The following is a 19,970-nucleotide window of genomic DNA, read 5'->3' on the forward strand; positions in this document are numbered from 1 at the left end:
CTGTGAATTTGTAAAGAGAACGCATTTTCTTATTCCATAAACACACCGCAGACGAAGTCATTTCCAATGCCTGCAAAGTGAGCAGCGGCGTCATTTAAGCCCATTTTCTGGCTGTCTCCCGTTTCTGGATTGTAAATGGTTACATTGTACTGGTCATAGCCCGATATCAGCACGTAACCACCCTGACCGGTATAGGCAGCCACCGGGCAGCCACGGCCGATAAAGTACAAAATCTGGTTCAATGTACAGCCTCTGGCATCCATCAAAAGGATGCCTTCCCCGTAAGACCTGTTTCCCGAAAAACCTTCCAGACTGTTTACAAATGGGGCTGCAGCTTTTAAAGGGTCTTTTATATTGCGGGAAGGCGGACGGTTTACCCGGTTCCACACCACCTCCCGGGTGTGATCCGTAACGACTCCCATTTTTTCATAAGCCAGTTCCAGAGCGTCCGTAAAGTCCCGGCTGCTTCCCAGATAGTGGCCTCCTCCGTAGGCAAAAAACCTGCCTTCCTGGGTTCTGTCCCCGGCCTTTAACTCCACAATACCGGTGGTCTCATAGGATACCTTTTTAGGAACCGTAATTTTCGCACCATGGCCTGCAATGTCTTTTTCCAACTGAACAAAATACAGCTTTCTCCTGTCCTGGTCGGCATACCAGCCGATGCCTTCTAAGTTTCCATCTGAAAGCTCCTGGGTGCTGACAATGGTATCCGGCCTGGAGGGCATATAGGACTGTTCTCCGGTCTTTACCACCTGTGTCAGATGGATTCGGCCTTCTTCTACGGATACATCTGCAATGTACACATTTTCCTGCTCATATTCCTTGACCAGCTTCCCTGCCTGATCCACGATTTCGATCCGGTACATGGGGGCATCTTTTGGCCTTTTGTTCTGAACCCACATATCCCCTTCCCGGGCGATTCCGTAAATAAAATCATCTTCCACAAATCCAAGAGGCCGGTAAAGGTTGCCTTCGCCTCCGCTGATATCCCGTTTCACTCCCGTGTCCAGGTCCATGAAGTGAATGGCTCCGGAGCCGTAAAGGCCCCTGCCCTCCTGCCACGCAAAGTGGCGCTCTGTGCTGCTGACGGCATAGCCTCCTTCTATGAGGGAATCCGCCAGAACCATATATTCATTGCTGTTTAAATCGATTCCGTAAACAGCCTGGTCGGCCATCAGATACAGCATTCCGTTGGTTCCCAAATGGGCAAGAGTGCTGATATCCTCCTTTAACATCTCAAAGGGCAGGGTCACGGGGCTGAAAAAGCGTTCTTCAATGGCATTGTTTTCATTTTTATACTGATACATGGCAATTCCCATGCTTCCCTCATGGATGCCCCGGTTCATATATCCGTAGACCAGAAAATCCACATCTCCGCTGTCGCTGACCGACAATACCTTAATGTCATGCTGGTCATAATTGCTGCGAAGTCCGTCATCTTCTCCGCTGCGGAAGGAAAACACCTTGATTCCGTGGCCGCTGTTCTGGTCAAAGGTCCATAAATCCCGGTTCACCACATAGGCCAGATTGTTGCCTGAAGGGCTTTTTACCATCCGTATCTGATCATTACCTGCTATGCCCAGCATGATCCTTTTTCCGGAAAACAGCTCCTTCTGACCGGAAAATACCTGATTGGTGTTCCGTTCAAAGTCCATGAGATAAATACGGCGGCTATCCCACTTCATAGTGAAATTGTCCTCAGCTTCATAAAGCTCCGAAGACCCGTCTTCAAGGACCCTGGATACATTATATTTCAGTTGAACAGTGCACATGATGCCGTTTAAATCCTTTAAGGTGGCTCTGATCTCTCCTTCAGGCTTCATATCAAGCCCCGCCCAGGTGAGCTGGGAGAAGCTGGAACGGATAGATACGTATCCCAGGGAGCTGTTGTCCTCTGAAGCGTTGGTTTCCAGATACGTGGTCAATTCCCTGGCCTGTTCATAATCAAAGGTTTTGGTGGTAAAATTCAATGCAAAATCAATCATTTCTTTTGCATTGGCATTATCGGTCCACATGATCCGGGTGTAGTAAAACAGCTTTCCCTTGTCAGAGGTGTCCAGGGTCAAAATGAGAAGATATTCCTTGTCCTTTTTCAGAAGATTCTGGATAGGGAGTCTGGCACTGATCTCACCCTCTTCCTGTTTCCACTCACCTACGGAAGTACGTTCCACCAGACGGCTTAAATCCAGGCTTCTGACCTCATATTCAATGCCCTGAAGGCTGCTGCCGTAACCGGATACGCTGATGTCCATGGAGCCGTCCTCTGAAAGCACAGTAAGGGCCTCCCTGGAAACAGCCTGTTTCATGTCCTGGGTATAGCCGTGAAGAAGGTTCATCTTTTTTCCGAACATCTCTGTATATACTATAGGAAGAGACGCTTCCTCCATGGAAGTGTATACCATGGTATCGCTTTTCTCTTCGCTCTTTTGTTCCCACATAAAATAAACTGCGATTGCCGTAATAAAAACCGCAGATAATATCCCAACTTTTTTCATCATTCGATTCATACCGGATTTCCTCTATTTTCACACGTTTTCTTTCTTATTTTATACAATAATGGTCAAAACTACAATGAAAACTTTCTTAAACATTCGTTAATGTCCTATATAGGGGATTTTTCACTTTTTCAATGAAAAAACAGCCATCCGGGATTGGATGGCTGCTTCTTTCCGTAAAATTTTCCGTTCTTACCTGCATCGTCCGCTACGGCACCGCCTGCGGTGCATTTCATTGAGAAGAAGTACAGAGATGATGCCGTTTAGCCAGTTATCATTGGGGGGTGGTCTGTGCCCTGGAGGCGGACCCCAAGGCGGCGGGCCTCCGTGAGGCGGTCTGGGCCCTGGAGGCGGGCCCCAAGGCGGCGGGCCTCCGTGAGGCGGTCTGGGCCCTGGAGGCGGACCCCAAGGTGGCGGGCCTCCGTGGGGAGGTCTGGGCCCCGGAGGCGGACCCCAAGGCGGCGAGCCTCCATGAGGGGGGCGTGGTCCAGGCGGCGGACCTCCATGGGGCGGTCTGTTCTGAGGAGGTCTGTTCTGGGGCGGCCTGTAGCTGGAAGACTGCTGCTGAGACAGAATATCATTTTCTGCCTTAGCCTCTGCATCCGCCTCATCCAGTTCCCAATCATCAGGAGAAGGCCTCTTCTCCATGGCTGCCTGAATCATATTTTCAGCTTCCGTTACAGTCTCATCTGTCAGGAGGCCGTCTTCATGTATTTGTCTGCATATGGAATCACATACCTGGTTAATTAAAACACGGTCAGGAAATTCATCATACATGGGACTGTTTTTGTAATCCAGATGGTCACAGGCAGAAATTACATATTCCTGCAGGCGTTTTATATGTCCCGGATACATCCCCTGCAAATATTCCAAATCTGCTGCAATGATTTCTTCTTTTTCTCTGGGATTATTTGCAGCGTTTCTGTCACCGTAAAGCATGTATGGCTCCAGTTTCCGAAACCTGTCTCCATAAGTATAGTCTTTGTTACCTGGCACCGTTCTCATCACTCCCTGCTTCTGCTTATACACAACTATCTTATGCAGAGGAGGGGGGAAAGAGTGCAGGTCTTTCTTTCATTTTCCCTTAAGGAAACAATTTTTCCGGATACAGACCTTCTGCCACCAGCTTTCGGATGGCGGAAGCCACAGCCGGCTTATCCTCCCTGTAGGTAACGCCGAACCATTTATCTTTTGTCTCCAGCACCTTGACCTGTGCTTTCTGGGAATGAACCTGCTGGTCGATGATTCTGGGAAGAAGGTATTCTGCTTTTAAATCCCCTTCCTTTACACTGTCCAAAAACTTCGGAAATCCCCGTTCCAGCTCTTCCAAAAAGGCAGGGGATAAGCCCCACATGTTCATGGACACATTCTGGGTCAGGGGGATTGCCACTTCATTTCCGGCGTCATCACGCCCTTTAGCCATATCGCCCTCTTTTTTAAGCTCATAAGTCTCTGTCACATTTTCTAATATTCCGGACTCATCCACCCAGCACACTCCACGGGTAACTCCGCCGTTTTCGCTTAAGGTATTTCCCAGGATAAAACCTCCCATGCAGATATCATAAGGTCTGGCTGTAAGGTCCATCTCATTTACCAGATATTCATGAAGCTTTACAAAGCCTTCTTTTCCGTAATAATCATCTGCGTTAATGACCAGAAACGGCTCATGAATCAAATCCTTGGCACTGAGAATTGCCTGGCCCGTTCCCCACGGCTTTGTCCGTTCAGCCGGTTTTTCATAGCCTTTTGGAAGGTCATCAAGTTCCTGATAGGCGTATTCCACCTTGGCAACTTTTTCAATTCTCTTTCCTATGATTTCTTTAAAGTCCTGCTCCAAGTCTCTTCTGATAATGAACACAACTTTGTCAAAGCCTGCTGCCAGGGCGTCATAGATGGAATAATCCATGATGATCTCGCCTCCCGGCCCTACGGCCTCTAACTGCTTAATCCCCCCGCCAAACCTGCTGCCGATTCCCGCTGCCATAATCACTAATGATGTCTCTCGCATAGCACCTTTCTCCCTGTCTGTTTTATCTGTTTATAGGATAGCTTATGAAAATTTCCGGCTATCCGGTAATAGGAATGCATCTTGTATCAGTATAGCACAAATGACATGTTTAATCCATAGCCGTATAATCCCGGCTTCCGGCCTCTCACTTATACTTTCTTATTTCGTGTATGTAATAAAAGCTGAATATTACTGTCATAATAAGAGAGCTTATAGGGTAGCAAACTGCCAAAAAGTGAATGGAAGGATTAAGAGGAAAAATAAAGTAAACCCAGATAATACGGATTCCCACAATTCCCACCAATGTAATGATCATGGGAGCAATGGATTTCCCGAGACCTCTCAGCGCCTGTGCAAACATTTGATGGGGAATTCCCAGCAGATACATAGGCATAATAATAAATATGAAACTTGCTCCCAAATGAGTGACCTCTGCAGTATCTGTAAACAACTCAAGAAGGGATATTCGAAATAGCATAAACACAAGAACCAGAACCGATGTAATAACATAGCTTATCAAAATAATCTGTTTCACGGACTGTTTCACTCTGTCAAATTTACCGGCACCCAGATTCTGTCCAACAAAAGTAATGACTGTGTTTGCCAGAGAAGAGACAAAGATTTCAACAATACTGTCAATCTTCGTATAAGCTACCCAGGCTGTCACTGCCAAATATCCAAAGCCGTTAATGGTGCTCATTATGAAAATGTTGGAAAGGCTGTACATAATGCTTTGCAGTCCCGCAGGGATGCCTATTCTGCATATATCTCCTATGACCTTTCCCTCTATGTGCAATTTATGCTTTCCAGCGGGCAGCCGCTTATACAGCAGCCTTCCTAATACGATTACGCTTGCTGCCTGAGCAAGAAGTGTGGCAAAAGCAGCACCGAATACTCCCCATTTAAAAGTAACTACAAACAAAAGATCAAGAATAATATTGGCAGCACTGCAGAAAATAAGCACATACAAAGGAGTCTTAGAGTCTCCCATTGCCCTTAACACTCCTGAAAGAGCGTTATACATGATGCAAAATACAAGACCGCACAAAAAAGTGCGAAGATAGGTATTGGCATAGCCCATTGTTTCTGCAGGTGTATTCATCGCTGTTAATAGCCCTTCAGAAAAGATAAAACCTAGAGCTGCCAGCACAACGCCAAAAACAACGAAAAAAATACTTCCGTTATAAACCACCTGTTTCACGGCATTCATATTCCTCTCACCATAAAACCTTGAAGTATAGGAGGTAATGCCGCTGGATACACCAACGAAAAAGTTAATCAGCATCACACTGATCTTTGACGCAGAGCCGCCTACAGCGGAAAATGCCGCGTCTCCTAAATTTTGCCCTACAATAATGGCATCCACAATGGTATAAAAGTGCTGAAAGAAGGCGCTTACTACAATAGGAAAGAAGAAATAAAGAATTTCTTTCCAAATTACACCTTCCGTAATTCTGTTTTCCCTAATCAAGCCGGTTCTCCTTCTATTTTATAACTCCATATCATCGATACAGCCGGTTCTTACTTCTGAAGAAGCCGGATGGAAAGATCATGGCTTTTTTCTTTTCCCGGTTCCAGCATCTGCACATGATTTTTATGGGCAAACTCATCATCCTCAGTCGTATAAACTGCAGAACCATTCCAGGGCTCTATGCAGACAAAGGGCGGGTTTTCCGGATAAGGGGTCCAGAAGGCCACGGTCTCAAAGCCAGGAAAGGAAACCTCCACTCCCCGTTCTGTATTCCGGTTTACAATGGAAACCTTTCTGGATTCCAGCTCATCAAAATAGAAGGCATCTGCCTTAAACAGCTCATAATTTAAGGGAAGAACCCGGCTCTGGCTGAGCCGCAGAGTCCTGTTTTCAGGATTAAATTCCAGACGCTCCTGGTCATAGGCCATGCTGGAGATGGTCTCTTCTTTTTCAAATACCAAATCATAATCTTCAAATACCGCTCCCTCTTCTACGGGACAGTTAAAGCCGGGATGAGCGCCCAGGCAGTAATGCATGGTACGGTCACCGGTATTGACAACCCGATACTCCATAAATAAGTTCCCGTCTTCAAGGCGGTAAGAAAGGCTTAACCGGAAGGAATAAGGATACATCTTTTTCGTATTCTCTGTATCCGTAATTTCAAATACTGCTGATTTTTCCGTCTGCTCTGTAACGGCAAAGTCCATTTCCCTACAGAAGCCGTGCTTTGGAATCTCCCATACCTGACCCTCTATACGCACCTGATTATTCCGGCAGTTGCCCACAATGGGGAAGAGAAGGGGAGAGCAGTTTTTCCAGAACAGGGGATCTCTCTGCCAGATGTATTCTGTTCCGGCCAAATCCTTTAATGAAATGAGCTGGGCTCCCATGGAATCAATGACAGCCTCTGTTTGGGAATCCTTTAGTGTAACCAGCATGTTAATTTTCCTCCGTTTTTACTGTATTGTTTGCCTTTTTGGGGTATTATAACATGCTTTCCCATTTTTGTATATTAATTGGCGGGAGAATCCACACAGCAAAAAAGGACTTAAGCCTTTTTTACAAGGCTCAAATCCTTTTCCTTTATTTTGTAAGCGAAAGCCTTACCATAGCCCTCTTAAGGGCTGCCTCCGCCCTGACAACATCAACCTCACTCTGCCCCTTTAAGCGGCGTTCCGCACGGATCTTAGCTTCTTCCGCACGGTTTGAGTCAATCTCATCAGGCCATTCCACCACTTCTGCCATAATCACAATGCTTTCCGGCAGAATCTCGATGAAGCCGGACATCAGGGCAGCTTCCTTAACCTCACCTTCTTCGTGAATCTTAAGGATTCCCGGTGCCACGATAGCGGTTAAAGGAATGTGGTGCTTATAGACACCGATGTTTCCTTCCGTAGTGGTCAGCTCCACCATGGAAGCCTCTCCCTGGTAGAACTTCCTCTCCGGAGTGATGATCTGCAGTTTAAATAAATCAGCCATATTCCCACCCCCTATTTTTTCACACGGGCAAGAACGTCCTCAATACTGCCTGCATTCAGGAAATAACTTTCCGGTATGTCATCATGCTTTCCTTCCAGAATCTCACTAAAGCCCTGAATGGTATCAGCCAGAGGCACATAACGTCCCTCCAGACCGGTAAACTGGCCTGCCACGAAGAATGGCTGGGACAGGAATCTCTGAATCTTTCTCGCACGGGCTACAGTCAGCTTATCCTCTTCGGAAAGCTCGTCCATACCCAGCATGGCAATGATATCCTGAAGCTCCTTATACTTCTGAAGCACCTCCTGAACCCCGCGGGCAACACGGTAGTGTTCCTCACCTACAATAAGGGGATCAAGGATTCTTGACGTAGAGCCAAGAGGATCAACTGCCGGATAAATACCCAGTTCCACAATGGAACGGTCAAGAACCGTGGTGGCATCCAGATGGGCAAAGGTGTTGGCCGGAGCCGGATCTGTTAAGTCATCGGCAGGTACGTAAACAGCCTGAACCGAAGTGATGGAACCATTCTTGGTAGAAGTGATTCTCTCCTGAAGAGCACCCATCTCGGTCTGCAGGGTAGGCTGGTAGCCTACTGCGGAAGGCATACGGCCAAGAAGAGCCGAAACCTCAGAACCTGCCTGGGTGAAACGGAAGATGTTGTCAATGAACAGTAGAACATCCTTTCCGCCCTGATCTCTGAAATACTCCGCCATGGTAAGTCCGGTAAGGCCCACTCTCATACGGGCGCCCGGCGGTTCGTTCATCTGTCCGAACACCATGGTGGTTTTATTAATAACGCCTGATTCCTGCATCTCGTGATAAAGGTCATTTCCCTCACGGGTACGCTCTCCAACGCCGGTGAATACGGAATATCCGCCGTGCTCTGTGGCGATGTTACGGATCAGCTCCTGGATTAATACGGTTTTACCTACTCCTGCACCGCCGAAAAGGCCGATCTTGCCGCCCTTCTGGTATGGGCAGAGAAGGTCAACGACCTTGATTCCGGTTTCCAGAATATCCGTTTCCGTAGACTGCTCCTCAAAGCTGGGAGCCGGTCTGTGGATCGGAAAATGTTCTTTTACCTCCGGAGCAGGTTTTTTATCGATTGGATCACCCAGAACATTAAAAATACGTCCCAGAGTTTCTTCTCCAACCGGCACAGTGATAGGAGCGCCTGTCGCTGCAGCCTCCATACCACGCACCAGTCCATCGGTACTGCCCATGGCGATACATCTTACGGTATCATCGCCAAGATGCTGGGATACCTCTACAACCAGTTTGCCGCCATCTCTAGTCGTGATATCAATAGCTTCATTGATATCCGGCAGCTTGCCCTGGCTGAACTTGATATCCAGTACGGCACCGATGATCTGGGTGATCTTACCAATATTTTGTTCTGCCATCTTGTTTCTCCTTCTTTATTAGTTAAATGAAATCCGATTTGCCCGTCAGCTCATCGAACAGCTGTAAATACTTATGAAATCGCATTGGCACCGGATATGATCTCCGTAAGCTCCTGAGTGATGGCCCCTTGTCTTGCACGGTTATAGGCCAGTCCCAGTTCTTCTATCATCTCTTCCGCATTGTTGGTCGCAGCGTCCATGGCCGTCATTCTGGCTCCGTTTTCACTGGCAACGGCCTCCAGAAGTGCGCCATAGATCAGGCTGCTCATATACTTGGGGATAATGGAATCGAGAACGTGATCCTCATTGGGCTCGTAATTCATAAGAGCCTGGCCGTCCTTTTCCTTTCCCCCTTCTATTTCTACGGGAAGAAGCTTCTTAAGGGTCGGGATCTGGGTTACGGTGTTCTTAAAAGATGTATAGGCCAGATAGATTTCGCTGATCTGCTCTCTTCCAAATGCGTCCAAAAGCTCCATGGTGATGTCAGAGGCATCCCGGTACAGAGGCTCATTGATTACTTCAGAATAATCCGCTGCAATCTGATATCCTCTTCTGGTCAGCGCATCTTTTCCCTTACGGCCGATCGCATAAACAACCGTTGATTCCTGAGTAAGCCTTTCGTCTGCGCAGATCATTCTGGCAATGTTATTGTTATAGCCTCCTGCCAGTCCCCGGTTTGAGGTGATGGCAATGACTGCCTTCCGTCCGGAAGTTGCTGTCCGTAAATACTTGTGGTCAATTCCCTCCGACTTACTCAGCATGGAACCTATGGTATCATACATCATGGTGTAATAAGGCTTTGATTCTTCTGCCTTTGCCTTGGATTTTTGCAGCTTCACAGTTGATATGAGCTTCATGGCTTTTGTTATCTGTTCAGTACTGGAAATACTGTCTCTTCTTCGTTTGATATCCCTGATGGATGCCATGATTGTTCACCTGCCTTTAAAAGACGCCTGCTTTGCACTCGCTGATGGCCTTTTCCAACAGTTCCTCTGTTTCAGGCGTAATCTGCTTTGTTTCACGGATGCTTGCAGGAATCTGGTTATACTTGCTGTCAATGAAACGGAACAGGGCCTTTTCAAAATCCAGGATCTTCTCTGTAGGAATATCTAAAAGCAGCTTTCTCGTAGCAGCAAAGAGAATGATAATCTGGTATTCAACTGCCATAGGCTGATACTGCCCCTGCTTTAATACCTCCCTGATTCTCTCACCCTGGGCAAGCTGCTCTGCAGTAGCAGAATCCAGCTCAGAACCAAACTGGGCAAAGCTTGCCAGCTCCCGGTACTGAGCCAATTCCACACGGATAGGGGCAGCAATCTTTTTCATGGCCTTGATCTGAGCGGAACCGCCTACACGGGATACGGAAAGACCGGCATTAATAGCCGGACGGAAGCCTGCGTTAAACATCTCTGTTTCCAGATAAATCTGTCCGTCTGTAATGGAAATGACATTGGTGGGAATATAAGCGGATACGTCCCCTGCCTGTGTCTCAATAATAGGAAGAGCGGTTAAAGAGCCTCCTCCCAGCTCATCGGAAAGCCTTGACGCTCTCTCCAGCAGTCTGGAATGAAGATAGAAAACGTCTCCCGGATATGCCTCACGGCCCGGGGGCCTCTTCAGCAGCAGGGACAGGGTACGGTATGCGGCGGCATGCTTACTTAAATCGTCGTAAACAACCAGTACATCCTTTCCTTCCTCCATCCATTCCTCTCCCATAGCGCAGCCGGAATAAGGTGCGATATACTGGAGGGGAGCCAGGTCAGAAGCTGTTGATACCACAATGGTGGTGTAATCCATTGCGCCATACCCTTCCAGGGTCTTTACAATGTTTGCAACGGTGGAAGCCTTCTGTCCAATGGCTACATAAATACAGTGAACTCCCTGACCCTTCTGGTTAATGATGGTGTCCAGAGCAATGGCGGTCTTACCGGTCTGCCGGTCACCGATGATTAATTCACGCTGTCCTCTTCCAATGGGGATCATGGCATCAATGGCCTTGAGTCCTGTCTGGAGAGGGGTATCTACTGATTTTCTGTCAATAACGCCGTGAGCCACTCGTTCAATCTTGCGGAATTTTTCTGTCTGGATAGGGCCTTTTCCATCAATCGGCTGGCCCAGGGCATTGACGACCCGTCCTGTTAGAGCATCGCCTACAGGTACCTCCACCACCCTTCCGGTGGTTTTTACAGTATCGCCTTCGCTGATAACACCTGTTCCCAGCAAAACCGCACCCACGTTATCCTCTTCCAGGTTAAGTACCATGCCGTAGACTTCTCCTGGGAACTCCAAAAGCTCACCCTGCATAGCATTTTCGAGGCCGTGAATACGGGCGATTCCGTCCGCTACCTGAATGACTGTACCGACATCAGAGACTTCTAATTTCACGGAATATCTTTGAATCTGTTCCCTGATGACAGAACTGATCTCTTCTGGTCTTAAATTCATTAAGGTTTGCACCTTCTTTCTAAAGTTATAGTGTCAACTGCAGCTTTGACAAATCACGCCGCAGTTCATGAAGCTGTGTCCGGATGCTGGAATCCACCACCCGGTCCTTGATACGGATTACCATGCCGCCGATCAGCGCCGGATCTACCTGATAATCCATCTCAACATCCACGTACCCTGTAGTATCCAGCAGTTTTTTTACAAGCTGAGTCTTCTGCTCCTCTTTTAATTCCACTGCACTGGTCACATGAGCTACGCCGATATTTTTATATTCCTTGACAGCATTTACGAAGTATTCACAGATTGCCGGAATCTCCTTCTGCCTGCCCTTGTCCACAATGACTGCCAGAAAGCCCATCAGATCTTCTGATGTACGTCCCTGGAAAATGTTCCTGATCATGCCGGTTTTCTCTTCTTTTCCGATCTTCGGATTATCGAGAAGCTGGCCTAAGGCCGGATTCTGATTCCAGACCTCTTTAAGGGCCTTCACTTCCTCGAACAAAGCGTCCATTTCCTGCTTTTCCAGGGCTTCCTCAAACAATGCATCGCTATATACTTTTGATATCAGCTTTGCCATGTGCTCTCACCCATTTCCCTTAAAGTTTCATCAATCAGGGCATCCTGTACCGTTAAATCTATAGAGGATGCCACCACCTTACCGGCCATGGCAGAAGCAATGGAGATGATCTGTTCTTTCATATCATCAAGAGCCTTCTTCCTCTCCAGTTCTACTTCCCGGTTCCCTCTCTTAACGATACGGTCCGCTTCCTCTTTGGCCTGTGCAAGAATTTCTGCTTCCCTCTGTCTCGCCTGTTTTCTGGCTTCCTCCAGGATAGCCTCCGCCTCCAGCTTCACTTCACGGAGCCTTGTCTCATACTCTTCCTTCATGGCATGTGCGGCTTGCTTATCATCAGCAGCGTTTTTTAATTCTCCTGCGATCTTCTGTTTTCTCTTTTCCAGAACTTCACGCACCGGGTTAAACAGCATGTAGGATAATCCAAAAAACAGGATGAAGACGTTAATGGCTGTCACAAATGAATCGAAAAGCAGCTGTGCATCAAATCCCAATAGTCGTTCCAAGATTTCGCCTCCTCTCCTCTTTATTCTTTCCCATTCTGCAGGCGGCCTTTGCCTCCTGCGGTATATTCTTTAGCTGAATGGCTTTAAGAACATGAGGATAGCGGCAACAGCGAAACCATAAAGACCTGTTGTCTCTGCAACGGCCTGACCCAAAAGCATGGTAGAAGTGATGTCAGCTCTTGCACCTGGATTACGTCCAACTGCAGCAGCAGCGTGACCTGCAGCAATACCCTGTCCAATACCAGGTCCAATACCTGCGATCATTGCCAGACCTGCACCGATTGCGGAGCAGCCTAAAATAAAATCCTGTCCTGAAAATCCGTTCATAGAAAATTTCCTCCTGAATTTGATATTATTAAAATAAAACTATAACTAATCCAATTTGTCACTGACGTATACCATGGTCAGCATACAGAACACATATGTCTGTATTGCACCGGAAAACACATCACAGTACACATGTAAAAATGCCGGAATACCAATCTTTACAAAAATCGGCATCATCCCATACCACAAGCCCAGAATGACGCCGCCCGACATAATATTGCCGAATAAACGAAGCGCCTGGGATAAGGGGTTTGTTATCTCACCGATCAGATTGATGGGAAACAGAACGGGAAACGGCTTGAACATACCTGTAAAATGACCGATTCCGTGATTCTTGATGCCCTGGTACTGCACAATGCAAAAAGTGAAAACACCGAGCATAAACGTTACGCCAAAATCCGCCGTCGGCGTCTTAAGACCAAATAAACCGCCAATATTGCAGAACAATATGAAAATAAATATAGTCCCGATGTAATTAACAAACTTTGCTGCATTGTGACTCATGGTTCCTTTTACCATGTTGTCCAGTGATTCCACCGTAAACTCCATAATGTTCTGGAATGTGCCGGGCACTTCCCTGGCCGCCTTCATCTTCCGGCTGGTAACAACTGCAAGGAGCAGAATGACAACGGTCACAATACTAAGACCTATACTAGTAGTTGTCACCCATAACTCCTGTCCAAAGGCATGGAATTTTGTAACACCCTTGATCATAAAGTCTACATTATTGGCACTTGCAACGACCATATGGGTAAGCCTCCTTTCTTAAGCAATTCACACAACCGCAGGGATTGCTATGCTTCTTTTTTCCAAATGCCTGCGATTTTGTGTATAACAGGCTGGAGAAATGCCCCAGCCTTGAGTCCAAGGACTCCGATTACTACGGCCACAGGGTTAATATGACCCGAAAACCGGGAAATAATAATCACCATAGTGGCAATGAGCAGCAGGTAACGGACCACCGTACTTATCATGGTCCACTTTTGAACTGTCTTTGGATCTTCGGTTTCCATGGAGTTTTCCAGCACCAGAGCCATGGATAAAAACATGACAAGAGCCAGAACCATTCCCAGAAGCAATCCTGCAAAAACGGACCCCTTCGGGTAAATAAAAAACGCCGCAGCCATAGCAGCAGCCGTGAAGACGGCGATACCGGCGGAAACCTCCAGCAGTAGATTCTTTGTTTCCTTCCCCATGCTACAAATCCTCCTGTCTACAAAATTTTTCCGTCGTCATCTCGTTTCACACGGCTGGGCTGTTTTGGTTTATGCACGTTTGCCTGGCCGTTCTTCTGCCTCTCCATGCGCACCCTCTCCTCCTCCTCTCTCTCCTCCTTCTCGTTCATGGCAATTGTGGCCTTCGCCATTCTGTAGGCATTTAAGCCTCCTGCCAGAAATCCCAGAATCAGAAAGAGAAGGATCAGTTTCGTCCCTGCATACCGATCAATGTAGTAACCGGCAAAAATACAGACGAACACAGGTACCATGACATTCAACCCCAGTTGGGTCACCATCATAAAACTTCGCATTACACTTTTTTTGTAACGTATTTTTAACACCTGCCTTCTGAAAGACATTATAACGAATAATTGTGACTTTGTCCATTAAATAGAGATATTTTTTTAACATTATGTATCATGTATACAAAATTCTTGTAACTAAACCTTATATAACAGATTTTTTTCTTTTAAACTCGCTCTAAAGACTCATATCCGTAAGATTTAACTGTAAATTCCAGAATTTCCCTATCCGGATTAATCCCCATTTTGCTTTGTGATACGGCATGATCAAGATAAAGTTTTAAGGTTTTTTCAGAATAGGTAGACAATTCTCCCAGCAAATACGTTTCAATAGAAGTATTTCCTCCTGACTCATCCTCCTTTTCCATCATACGTCCATGTTTCATAACATTGGGATATTTTTCTGCCAGTTCCTTCATCCACGCCTTATGATATCCCATGATCTGAGAAATAATTTCTTTCTTTTCCTGGCTGATGCCCGGCAATGCACCTTTTATTTTATTATACTCAACAGGAGCTGTATATTTCATCATTCTGGCATACTTTTCAGTCATCAGGTTACGGCCTTCATCCAAAGCAGCCTTTAAATCATCAAGATAACTGCCCAAAGTCTCCTGGTTCCAGGATTTAAACTGACTGCGCCTCATAATTGCAAATGTTTTCCTGTCTTCCTGACAGGAAGCACGGCCGCCTTCATTATTTACATTAGAAAACATGCCCCATTCTATATCAATAATCTGGTCTATAAAATGCTCTGCCATTGCAGTCCTCTTCGTCATAATATTTTCAATGCCAATAGTTTTATCCTCTATGCAGCTGATCACATCCTGGCAGTGATCCAATAAAAAGCTGCTGTCCTGCCGGGTCAAACCCTGACTTTTTAATTCCTTTATGACAGCACTGCAGATATCTTCAATCAGACCCTGCTTTTCATCCGAATCACTGGCAGCATAAAGAGAATTAAGCTGGGAATGGACAGACGAAAGAATAGGAAGATATTGGATTCCATAGTGTGCCCATTTGTAAAATGGCATATACTTCCGGTTCAAAAGATATACCATGGAGCATACAGCTTCCGTAAACTCACTAAGAGCCATTGCTGCGGCCACCTGTTCTCCCCGCTTTAAACATCTGGAATAGTTATACTGACCGCTTTGGGCCATTGTTGAGGCCCGTGCTGCAATCTTCTTAATACGGACATCCTCCGGGTAAAATCTGTTTAATGTTTCACGGATACGTGAGAAAATTTTCAGGTCATCACGAAATACTTCCCCGCTTACAGCCGTTGCAAGAAACGTTTCCGGTACAGTCTCCCATTCTTTTAATGTATTGGGACCATGACTCAGGCCCGTATACTTCCTATAAAAATCGGAAATCCTCATGACCCCGGTCCTTCCTGCCCCTCCAGCAGTTTCCCATCTGGCGGGGAAGCCCCGGTACTCTTTTGGAAGCTGATCATACATTTTCTGCAGGCGGCCCCCGATTTCTTCATAATCTTCATCAGTCAGCCACATGCAGAAAGAAGGCCCCCAGTCGTGATCCCTGGATAAATCATCGTCAAACCCCAGGCATTCTGAGCCCTCTCCAGCCAGACCAGCGGCAATCCTGGTCTCATAGTCCGCAAAATGGCGGCGGATCATAGGAATTCCATATTCTTCATAATACAGCCTGGACAATGTAAGCCCATTCAGCCTCCTTTCTTTATTCCTTGCCTCCATGACCATATTTAGATTCCGGCATGCCTGGTGATATTCCCTGCTCTCTCCGTAGACCTTCCCCACTTCTTCCTTTGCCTGCTGAAACAGCTTTTGAGCAGAATCAAAATCTTCCGCTTCATAATAGAAGGTTCCAAGCATATTTAAAGCAGATCCATAGTGGACCCCCTTGTGAGAAAGTCCCTTATAAATATCAAGGGCCTGGATCAAAAAATCTTTTTCTTTTGTAACAGCGGCTAAATTGACCAATGTAATGGCCTCCACCTCCGGCTGTCCTCCCAGGGTCTGAATAATGGACAGGGCTTCCCTTAAACATTTTTCCGCCTTTTCTTTTTCCCCTGTTTCTATATAAATAAGAGCTTCATTATTAAGAGTAGATGCTGTGTAAAAATGAACACGTCCTACACTTTTTTCATATACTTCCCTTGCCCTGCCAAACATTTCCAAAGCCTGTTCGTATTCTCCCATCAGTCTTAGAGTTCCAGCCAGATTGGACCTGTTAGTGGCATATTCCACAGTATCCTCTCCTATAAACTCTTTGATCATAATGCCGGAGACCTGGAAAGCATCTTTTGACTCTTTGTATTTGCCCGCTCCTCTGTAAAAACTCCCCAGTTCATTAATTGCTGCCAGTAAGATTTCATTATATCCGCCGCCATATATCTGGTGTTCTTCTATGGTATGCTTTAAAAATTCCTGAACCTCTTCAGGATTTCCCAACATATATTTACGATCCAATTCCTCAAAAAATTCTTTTACTTTCATCGCAATTCCCCTTATTTTGAGCTGAAGAAACTCAATAAAATGCTAAAAGAGGGCTATCAACTAGCTGATATTTTAACTAGTGCGACAGCCCCCATTCATGATGTTGGATTAAGCCTTTGTTGCCGGAAGAATGGTCTCTACCTCTGCATGTGGACGTGGGATCACATGAACGGATACCAGCTCGCCCACTCTCTGAGCTGCTGCTGCACCTGCATCTGTAGCAGCCTTAACAGCGCCTACGTCTCCTCTTACCATAACAGTAACAAGACCTCCGCCTACGAATTCTTTCCCTACCAGGGTAACGTTTGCTGCTTTTACCATAGCGTCTGCTGCTTCGATGGATCCAATTAAACCTTTTGTTTCAATCATTCCTAATGCATCATATTTCATTTTCTAATCCTCCTGATTATATATTAATTTTTATTAGTTCACTTATTTTACAATGACAACAGATGAGGAACAGGTAATTCCCATAGCATTGGCTTCTTCTGTGTCAATATGGCATTCCAGACCTGAGGTTTCCGTCACGCGGATAGCCACATGGCCAAAAACTCCGCCTCTGATTCCATCTGCCTGAATGCTTACGGTCTGACCGTCACATACCCCGAATCTCCCGGCGTCTGCCGGAGTCATGTGGATATGTCTCTGAGCTATAATAAGGCCCTCTTTTGTCTGAACAGATCCCTTAGGCCCTACCAAAGTGATTCCAGGGGTTCCGGACAGTTCTCCGGACATTTTCGGCTCTGCCTTGGCTCCCAGCTTAAAACAGTCTGCCGCCAGGATCTCAACCTGGGTCTGGCTTCTGACTGGTCCCAGAATACGGACCTTTTCGATAGCTCCCTTAGGGCCGCATAAGGTAACCGTTTCCTTGCATGCGTACTGGCCTGGCTGGGATAAGTCCTTCATCCTGGTAAGTTCATATCCCTTTCCAAAAAGGGATTCTAAATCCTCCCGGGATAAATGCACATGGCGGTTGGAAACGCCCACTGGCACTCTCTGCTCTTCCTTTTGAGGCTCTGTATTGACCATCTCCAGAAAAAGCTTCATGACCGCTTCATATTTATCCATTTCCTTTCTCCTTTCCGCCTGTACTTACTGGCCTTTCATTGCCAGCACGATTTCCTTTACAAGAGCAGCCAGATTATCGCTGTCACTGCTGCATTCCTGGCAGGAAGAAGCCGGAGTAGTGCACACCTTTTTATCAAAGGAGGCTACAAGGTCTGCCGGACTGAAAGATAAAGAAGGGGTTTTTCCTGATTTTTCTTTCCAGATGAAAGAATCGTCGTTTTCTGCAAGAGTGGCACAGTCTTTTATTCCAAAAGCAACCTTTTTAATGTTGAGAAGGTGCTTAGGACTTACATTTTCAGAAACAGAGCTTCCGCCGCAGGTTCCGCATCCCAGTGTAAAGGAAATGGGAAGACCTGTGCTGATTCCTGTTCCTCCCTGGCTTCCTCCTGTGTTTACAAGGATTCTGGAAGCAGGCTTTGCAGCGAACTTAACAACCTTATCCCGGTCCTGGGTATGAATGCTCATGGTGTGGCCGATTCCGTTCTGAAGCAGACGAATACTTAAGCCGCAGGCTTCCTCCCAGTCTTTTACAGTGTAAAAGCCGAGAACAGTTGTCAGTTTTTCAAAGGACAGAGGATAACCCTCCCCTACGCCTTCCTGCTTTCCAATGAGGACTTTTGTTCCCTCAGGAATCTGGATTCCTGCTGCCTGGGCAATGATCTGCGGAGAACGGCCTACAAATTTGGCATTCATGTTATGGCCGTTCTTAAATAACAGGGCGCAGACCTTATCAGTCTCTTCCTTTGTCATAAAGTATCCGCCCTGGCTCTTGAACTCTGCCACTACCTCTGCGTGATTGCTTTCCTCGCAGATAATAGCCTGCTCAGAAGCGCAGATGGTTCCGTAGTCAAAAGTCTTGCTGGCAAGAATGGTCTTTACTGCCTGTTTCACATCAGCTGTCTTTTCTATGTAAGCCGGGGAGTTTCCTGCTCCTACTCCGATGGCCGGTTTTCCAGCGCTGTAAGCGGCTTTTACCATTCCCGGGCCTCCGGTTGCAATGATAACGGAAACCTCCCTGCACTTCATCAGCTCATTGGTAGAGCCCATGGAAGGCATGGATACACAGCCGATCACTCCCTCAGGTGCTCCTGCTGCAACTGCAGCATTCAGCATTACTTCAGCTGCTGTTAAGGTGCATTTTGCAGCAGAAGGATGGGGGGAAAATACAATGGCATTTCCTGATTTAAGAGCAATCATGGACTTGAAAAATACGGTGGAGGTGGGGTTGGTGGATGGGATGATTCCCATTACCAGACCTACCGGCTCTGCCACATCAATGGTCCTGCTGACTGGATCTTCATCAAGAATTCCTCTGGTCTTCATATCTTTTATTTCTTCATATAAGAGAGTGGAGGCGGCATGATTCTTATATGCCTTATCCATGACCTTTCCGAATCCGGTCTCTTCTACAGCCATTTCTGCCAGACAAAGAGCGTGTTCTTCTCCTGCCTTTGCCATGGCCTTTAAAATGACATCGATCTGCTCAGACGTATATCCTGCCATCTTCTTTGCGGCAGCTTCACCTCTTCGGGCCAGATCCCTTGCTTCCTGGATGGATCGCAAATCATAATCAAAATTTTCCATGTTCTGGTTCTCCTTTTCTAACAATATCAATCATTGGAGCCGTAATATTTCTTAAACTCCTCCAGCAGCAGGGTCTTGTTGGCCTTTGAAATTTCCCGTCCGGCTATGGCAAATTCCGGATACTCACGGGCAAGGGTCCGAAGCTCCGTCACCTTCATTTCTTCCAGCGCTTTCAGAATTTCCTCCAGGCATTCCTGCTCCAGCCGCAGATCCAGAGTTTCTCTTTTTACAGGGTCTCCGGTTTCCGAGGTTGGAAGAGATTCCAAAGATGCTTCTGCTTCCTGTTCCTCTTCTGATTTCTCAGAGGCTTCCGGGCTATCCGGTCCCTCAGGACCTCCGCCAACCACTGCAGTCAGTTCCTCATGAGGTCTGGCAATCACATGACAGCTCACCAGAGCCGTTTCATGGATTCTTCCTGCTGCCGCTGCTCCCGCATCAACTGCCGCCTTGACTGCCGCCACATCGCCGGTCACTGTGACAGTGATCAGACCTCCGCCTACTTTTGTCTTTTCCACCAGAGATACTTCTGCTGCCTTTAACATGGCATCCGCCGCTTCAATGGCTGCTACCACGCCTTTTGTCTCTATAAAGCCAAGTGCCTGCATGTT

Annotated in this window: 20 protein-coding genes; all 20 read right to left on the minus strand. The window is 46.8% G+C overall.

The annotated features are described in order from the left end of the window. Window positions 1–29 precede the first annotated feature (29 nt). On the minus strand, window positions 30–2,507 hold the full coding sequence (locus tag V7M78_RS03350; RefSeq protein WP_333646416.1) for a hypothetical protein: 2,478 nt from the start codon (window positions 2,505–2,507) through the stop codon (window positions 30–32). A 180-nt stretch (window positions 2,508–2,687) separates the two neighbouring features. Then, window positions 2,688–3,500 carry a hypothetical protein gene (locus tag V7M78_RS03355; protein WP_333646418.1) on the minus strand — a complete coding sequence of 271 codons (813 nt, stop codon included), beginning with the start codon at window positions 3,498–3,500 and terminating at the stop codon, window positions 2,688–2,690. Between the two features lie 79 nt (window positions 3,501–3,579). Further along, window positions 3,580–4,503, minus strand: a complete 924-nt coding sequence (locus V7M78_RS03360; protein ID WP_333646420.1) for a nucleotidyltransferase family protein — start codon at window positions 4,501–4,503, stop codon at window positions 3,580–3,582. 145 nt (window positions 4,504–4,648) lie between these two features. Continuing rightward, window positions 4,649–5,974, minus strand: coding sequence for an MATE family efflux transporter (locus V7M78_RS03365; protein WP_333646422.1), 1,326 nt, complete (start codon window positions 5,972–5,974; stop codon window positions 4,649–4,651). Between the two features lie 50 nt (window positions 5,975–6,024). After that, window positions 6,025–6,912, minus strand: a complete 888-nt coding sequence (locus V7M78_RS03370; RefSeq protein WP_333646423.1) for an aldose 1-epimerase family protein — start codon at window positions 6,910–6,912, stop codon at window positions 6,025–6,027. 145 nt (window positions 6,913–7,057) lie between these two features. After that, window positions 7,058–7,453 (minus strand): ATP synthase F1 subunit epsilon, encoded by a 396-nt coding sequence (gene atpC / locus V7M78_RS03375; protein ID WP_333646425.1) that lies wholly within the window; start codon window positions 7,451–7,453, stop codon window positions 7,058–7,060. A gap of 11 nt (window positions 7,454–7,464) precedes the next feature. Further along, complete coding sequence (atpD, locus tag V7M78_RS03380) at window positions 7,465–8,859, minus strand: F0F1 ATP synthase subunit beta (protein ID WP_333646427.1); 1,395 nt, start codon at window positions 8,857–8,859, stop codon at window positions 7,465–7,467. Between the two features lie 71 nt (window positions 8,860–8,930). Next, window positions 8,931–9,785: an ATP synthase F1 subunit gamma gene (gene atpG, locus V7M78_RS03385; RefSeq protein ID WP_333646429.1), complete on the minus strand. Its 855-nt coding sequence runs from the start codon at window positions 9,783–9,785 to the stop codon at window positions 8,931–8,933. A 16-nt stretch (window positions 9,786–9,801) separates the two neighbouring features. Next, entirely contained in the window at window positions 9,802–11,304 is a 1,503-nt protein-coding gene (atpA, locus tag V7M78_RS03390) for a F0F1 ATP synthase subunit alpha (RefSeq protein WP_333646431.1), read from the minus strand. Window positions 11,305–11,329: 25 nt separating this feature from the next. Beyond that, window positions 11,330–11,881: an ATP synthase F1 subunit delta gene (gene atpH, locus V7M78_RS03395; RefSeq protein ID WP_333646433.1), complete on the minus strand. Its 552-nt coding sequence runs from the start codon at window positions 11,879–11,881 to the stop codon at window positions 11,330–11,332. Then, a complete protein-coding gene (gene atpF / locus V7M78_RS03400; protein WP_333646435.1) occupies window positions 11,869–12,384 on the minus strand; it encodes a F0F1 ATP synthase subunit B in 516 nt (171 codons plus the stop codon). The genes atpH and atpF overlap by 13 nt, the downstream gene beginning before the upstream one ends. 69 nt (window positions 12,385–12,453) lie before the next feature. Beyond that, window positions 12,454–12,711, minus strand: a complete 258-nt coding sequence (gene atpE / locus V7M78_RS03405; RefSeq protein ID WP_333646437.1) for an ATP synthase F0 subunit C — start codon at window positions 12,709–12,711, stop codon at window positions 12,454–12,456. A gap of 45 nt (window positions 12,712–12,756) precedes the next feature. After that, window positions 12,757–13,458, minus strand: coding sequence for a F0F1 ATP synthase subunit A (gene atpB, locus V7M78_RS03410; protein ID WP_333646439.1), 702 nt, complete (start codon window positions 13,456–13,458; stop codon window positions 12,757–12,759). A gap of 47 nt (window positions 13,459–13,505) precedes the next feature. Next, a complete protein-coding gene (locus tag V7M78_RS03415) occupies window positions 13,506–13,907 on the minus strand; it encodes an ATP synthase subunit I (RefSeq protein ID WP_333646440.1) in 402 nt (133 codons plus the stop codon). A 17-nt stretch (window positions 13,908–13,924) separates the two neighbouring features. Next, the gene (locus V7M78_RS03420; RefSeq protein ID WP_333646442.1) at window positions 13,925–14,227 is read right to left on the minus strand and encodes an AtpZ/AtpI family protein; all 303 of its coding nucleotides are present in this window, start codon (window positions 14,225–14,227) and stop codon (window positions 13,925–13,927) included. Between the two features lie 170 nt (window positions 14,228–14,397). Next, complete coding sequence (locus V7M78_RS03425) at window positions 14,398–16,710, minus strand: DUF4125 family protein (RefSeq protein WP_333646444.1); 2,313 nt, start codon at window positions 16,708–16,710, stop codon at window positions 14,398–14,400. A 108-nt stretch (window positions 16,711–16,818) separates the two neighbouring features. Then, complete coding sequence (gene eutM / locus V7M78_RS03430; protein WP_333646446.1) at window positions 16,819–17,100, minus strand: ethanolamine utilization microcompartment protein EutM; 282 nt, start codon at window positions 17,098–17,100, stop codon at window positions 16,819–16,821. A gap of 42 nt (window positions 17,101–17,142) precedes the next feature. Beyond that, window positions 17,143–17,778, minus strand: coding sequence for a phosphate propanoyltransferase (locus V7M78_RS03435; protein WP_333646448.1), 636 nt, complete (start codon window positions 17,776–17,778; stop codon window positions 17,143–17,145). Between the two features lie 24 nt (window positions 17,779–17,802). Continuing rightward, entirely contained in the window at window positions 17,803–19,362 is a 1,560-nt protein-coding gene (locus tag V7M78_RS03440; protein ID WP_333646450.1) for an acetaldehyde dehydrogenase (acetylating), read from the minus strand. A 26-nt stretch (window positions 19,363–19,388) separates the two neighbouring features. Beyond that, window positions 19,389–19,967: a BMC domain-containing protein gene (locus V7M78_RS03445; protein WP_333646452.1), complete on the minus strand. Its 579-nt coding sequence runs from the start codon at window positions 19,965–19,967 to the stop codon at window positions 19,389–19,391. Window positions 19,968–19,970 lie beyond the last annotated feature (3 nt).

The organism is Lacrimispora sp., from assembly GCF_036758025.1.
In the GTDB taxonomy this organism is placed as follows: Bacteria; Bacillota; Clostridia; order Lachnospirales; family Lachnospiraceae; genus Lacrimispora.

Bases quoted from the DNA above. Each gene is read 5' to 3' on its own strand.
- V7M78_RS03350 (WP_333646416.1), bottom strand. From the start codon at position 2,507: ATGAATCGAATGATGAAAAAAGTTGGGATATTATCTGCGGTTTTTATT.
- V7M78_RS03355 (WP_333646418.1), bottom strand. From the start codon at position 3,500: ATGAGAACGGTGCCAGGTAACAAAGACTATACTTATGGAGACAGGTTT.
- V7M78_RS03360 (WP_333646420.1), bottom strand. From the start codon at position 4,503: ATGCGAGAGACATCATTAGTGATTATGGCAGCGGGAATCGGCAGCAGG.
- V7M78_RS03370 (WP_333646423.1), bottom strand. From the start codon at position 6,912: ATGCTGGTTACACTAAAGGATTCCCAAACAGAGGCTGTCATTGATTCC.
- atpC (WP_333646425.1), bottom strand. From the start codon at position 7,453: ATGGCTGATTTATTTAAACTGCAGATCATCACTCCGGAGAGGAAGTTC.
- atpD (WP_333646427.1), bottom strand. From the start codon at position 8,859: ATGGCAGAACAAAATATTGGTAAGATCACCCAGATCATCGGTGCCGTA.
- atpG (WP_333646429.1), bottom strand. From the start codon at position 9,785: ATGGCATCCATCAGGGATATCAAACGAAGAAGAGACAGTATTTCCAGT.
- atpA (WP_333646431.1), bottom strand. From the start codon at position 11,304: ATGAATTTAAGACCAGAAGAGATCAGTTCTGTCATCAGGGAACAGATT.
- atpH (WP_333646433.1), bottom strand. From the start codon at position 11,881: ATGGCAAAGCTGATATCAAAAGTATATAGCGATGCATTGTTTGAGGAA.
- atpE (WP_333646437.1), bottom strand. From the start codon at position 12,711: ATGAACGGATTTTCAGGACAGGATTTTATTTTAGGCTGCTCCGCAATC.
- atpB (WP_333646439.1), bottom strand. From the start codon at position 13,458: ATGGTCGTTGCAAGTGCCAATAATGTAGACTTTATGATCAAGGGTGTT.
- V7M78_RS03415 (WP_333646440.1), bottom strand. From the start codon at position 13,907: ATGGGGAAGGAAACAAAGAATCTACTGCTGGAGGTTTCCGCCGGTATC.
- V7M78_RS03420 (WP_333646442.1), bottom strand. From the start codon at position 14,227: ATGATGGTGACCCAACTGGGGTTGAATGTCATGGTACCTGTGTTCGTC.
- V7M78_RS03425 (WP_333646444.1), bottom strand. From the start codon at position 16,710: ATGAAAGTAAAAGAATTTTTTGAGGAATTGGATCGTAAATATATGTTG.
- eutM (WP_333646446.1), bottom strand. From the start codon at position 17,100: ATGAAATATGATGCATTAGGAATGATTGAAACAAAAGGTTTAATTGGA.
- V7M78_RS03435 (WP_333646448.1), bottom strand. From the start codon at position 17,778: ATGGATAAATATGAAGCGGTCATGAAGCTTTTTCTGGAGATGGTCAAT.
- V7M78_RS03440 (WP_333646450.1), bottom strand. From the start codon at position 19,362: ATGGAAAATTTTGATTATGATTTGCGATCCATCCAGGAAGCAAGGGAT.
- V7M78_RS03445 (WP_333646452.1), bottom strand. From the start codon at position 19,967: ATGCAGGCACTTGGCTTTATAGAGACAAAAGGCGTGGTAGCAGCCATT.